The organism is bacterium (assembly GCA_035528375.1).
Lineage (GTDB): Bacteria > RBG-13-66-14 > RBG-13-66-14 > RBG-13-66-14 > RBG-13-66-14 > RBG-13-66-14.
In genome coordinates, this window is sequence record DATKYS010000041.1 from 1 (window position 1) to 3238 (window position 3238).

Genomic DNA, 3238 nt, shown 5'->3' on the forward strand with positions numbered 1-3238 from the left:
GCGACGCTTTTAGACTCGGAGTTGACCGCGGGCCGTCACGAGGCGACCTGGAACTGCGGCGAGGTTCCCTCGGGCGTTTACCTCTACCGCCTGGAGACGACCGCGGGATCGTTGACCCAGAGGCTGGTCATCAGCCGGTAGTCGTGCGGGATAAATCAGAGGCGGGCCGCGGGGCCCGCCTTTTTTAGGTTTTCAGGAGACGGTCATTTTTCGATGACCAAAAAGGTCGTCCGCCCATCGCGCCAGACGAGCACCAGCACCGGTTCCCCCTCGACAATCTTGCCCGCCATCTCCTCGAAACCGGCCGCGTCAACCACCTCGCGCCGGTCGAACTGGAGGATGACGTCGCCGGAGCGCAGTCCGGCCTTGTCGGCGGGTGAGTCCCGGAAGACGCGGGTGATGACCACGCCCTTATCCTCGTCGAGCTCTATCTCACGGGCGAGCTCGGGGTCGAGGTTCTGAACTTCGATCCCCAGGGAGGCCACGGCCCGCGATTCGCCCTCCGTGCCCCGGGACTCCTCGTAGTACGCGGTGAGATCGGGGGGCCGCTCGCCTATCGTCACGTCAATCCTTCTCTCCGCGCCGTCCCGGTTGACGAGGAACTCGACCCGCTCGTCGGGGGTCAGGAGGGCCACGCGGTTTTTCAGCTCGTTGGCGTCCTTTACCTTCACCCCGTTCATCTCGAGCACCACGTCGCCGACCTCGAAGCCGGCGTCCTCGGCGGGGGAGTCGGGCAGGACCTCGGCGACCAGCGCGCCCTTGGTTTCCCGAAGGTCCATCGCCCGGGCCACCTCCTCGGTCAAGTTCTGGATGGACACCCCGAGCCAGCCGCGCACGACGCTGCCTTTCTCGCGCAGGTCCGCGACCACCCGCCGGGCCATGTTGACGGGGATGGCGAAGCCGATGCCGATGTTGTACGACTCACCGGTCCAGCCGCCACCCGCGCGGATGGCCGAGTTGATTCCGATGACCTCGCCGTCCAGGTTGACCAGGGGGCCGCCCGAGTTGCCGGGGTTGATCGAGGCGTCGGTCTGGATGAAGTCCTCGTAGTTGGCCAGGCCCATATTGGTGCGGCCGGTGGCGCTGATGATGCCGGCGGTCACCGTCTGCTGCAGGCCGAAGGGGCTGCCGATGGCCAGCGCCCATTCACCGACGCGCACCTTGTCCGAGTCGCCCAGACGGACCACCGGGAGGTTATCCGCGTCCTTGAGGCGGAGCAGGGCGAGGTCGGAGTCGGGGTCTATCCCCACGACTTCGGCGTCGAAGGCCCTGTCGTCGGCGAGGGTCACCTGAATCTCCTTGGCCCGGGCGACGACGTGGGCGTTGGTGAGGACGTACCCCTCCGCGTCTATGATGAAGCCCGACCCGGCGGCCTCCTGTTCGGGGGGTGCCTCGAAACCCCAGGGGCCGAAGAAGAAGCTCAGGCTCTTGTCGGTCTCCGATTTCACCTCGATGTAAACCACGGCGGGGCTGACCTCGGCCGCCACCGACGTAAAGGCTTCCTGGATGGAGCGGAGGATGTCCACCCCCGAGGTCTCTTCGGCGAGGCTCGCCGTGGCGGCGAGGAGCACGAGGGCGGTGAAGATGGCCGTTCTGCGCATTCCGGTTTCTCCTTGCGAAGTCGGGGCGTATCCGCCATTCCATACGTCGGGGTGTTTTTTTCCGTTCCCGTCGCAATTTTACATTTTATCCACCGGCCCCGTTGACACACTATATATGGTATGCTAATCTCACAAATGGCCCAAATGTGGTAGGCAGGGTCCGCTGGAGACCTCGGACGGGTGGGCTGCCGGAGACTTCGGGGGCGTGAAGCTGGCTGTGCCCGGTGATTGAGCCGGAGGAGACTCCGGGCGGAGAGAATTCGCGCGGGAAGTGGGACACCTGGGCGACCTTAAAACCGCCGGGCGTCGTCCGTTTCCGGGGTACGTCCCGGGGGTGTCCGCCCGCTGGAGGGGCTGCAAATCAACCCGAGGGGCTGTTTGATTTGTCCCGACGGTTAGCGCCGTCATCTATCTGCAATTCCCCCGGTGGGGGGCGGCCTGGATTGTCCCGCCGGTTAGCGCCGTCATATAGCTGCAATTCCCCCTGTGGGGGGCGGCTTGGGTTGTCCCGCCGGTTAGCGCCGTCATCCAGCTGCAATTCCCCCTGTGGGGGGGCTGCTCCGCCCTTGGGAAATAGAACCACTCACCACGGAACCCCGAAAACCCTGTGCAGAGCGTATCTCCAAGTAATGTTCCCGTGACCGGCGCGCCCGTCGCCGAAATTTTCTCCTCACTGGCCGGCGAGGGGCCACACGTGGGCCGCAGACAAATTTTTCTCCGCTTGGCCGGCTGCGGTGTGGGCTGCGACTACTGCGACACGCCCACGGACCCGGCGGCGCCGGCGCAGATCGAACGGGCGACCGGGGAGGTCGTCCGGCCGGCCAACCCCCTGACGGTCGGTGCGGTTTTAGCGGAAATTCGGGGGCTGGAGGAGCGGGCGCCGGGGCACGCCCACTTGGCCGTCACCGGCGGGGAACCGCTGCTCTACGCGAAATTCCTCCGGGAGCTGCTTCCTCTCGTCCGGGAGATGGGCCTGCCGGTTTACCTGGAGACGGCGGGGGTCCACCCCGACGCGCTGCCGCCGCTGCTGCCGTTCCTGGACGTCGTGGCCGCCGACATAAAATTGCCCGCCCACTGCGGGAGGGCGTACTGGGACGAGTCGGAAAAATTTCTGGAAATCTGCGCGGGGGCGGATGTCGAGCTCCTGGTGAAAATCGTTTTCGGCAAAAAAACCCCCTGGGATGAGGTGGAGCGGGCGTTGAAACTGGTGAATAAAGTCGCCCCGAAGGTCGAGGTGACGCTTCAGCCCATCCACGGAGCCAATGGCCGTCCGGAGCTCACCGGGGCGGAAATGCTCCGGGCGCACGTCCGGGCCTCGGCCGTCCATCCGAACCTGCGCGTCCTGCCCCAGGTGCACCGGCTTCTGGGTATCAAATAGCGAATTTACGAATCGTGTGACCGACCGCTTTTATTGACCGCTGGAGCTATCATGCCGCTGACGCTTTCCGAAAACGCCGTCACCGTCCTCGAGCGGCGCTACCTCAAACGCGACGACGAGGGCCGACCCGTCGAAACCCCCGAGGAGCTCTTCCACCGCGTCGCGGGGGCCATCGCCTCGGCCGACGAAAACTACGCCGACCTGACCCACTCCGTGGACACGGGGGCCACGACGGCCCGCTTCTACGAGATGATGGCCA

General features: G+C 65.5%; 3 protein-coding genes. 2 read left to right on the forward strand and 1 reads right to left on the reverse strand.

Annotation, left to right across the window (positions count from 1 at the left end):
* Positions 1 to 203: 203 nt before the first annotated feature.
* Entirely contained in the window at positions 204 to 1601 is a 1398-nt protein-coding gene (locus VM054_03180) for a DegQ family serine endoprotease (GenBank protein ID HUT98055.1), read from the reverse strand.
* 694 nt (positions 1602 to 2295) lie between these two features.
* Here VM054_03180 and VM054_03185 point away from each other — a divergent pair.
* The gene (locus tag VM054_03185; protein ID HUT98056.1) at positions 2296 to 2979 is read left to right on the forward strand and encodes a 7-carboxy-7-deazaguanine synthase QueE; all 684 of its coding nucleotides are present in this window, start codon (positions 2296 to 2298) and stop codon (positions 2977 to 2979) included.
* Positions 2980 to 3030: 51 nt separating this feature from the next.
* Positions 3031 to 3238, forward strand: a 208-nt coding sequence (locus VM054_03190; protein ID HUT98057.1) for a ribonucleotide reductase N-terminal alpha domain-containing protein, incomplete at its 3' end; no start/stop codon positions are given.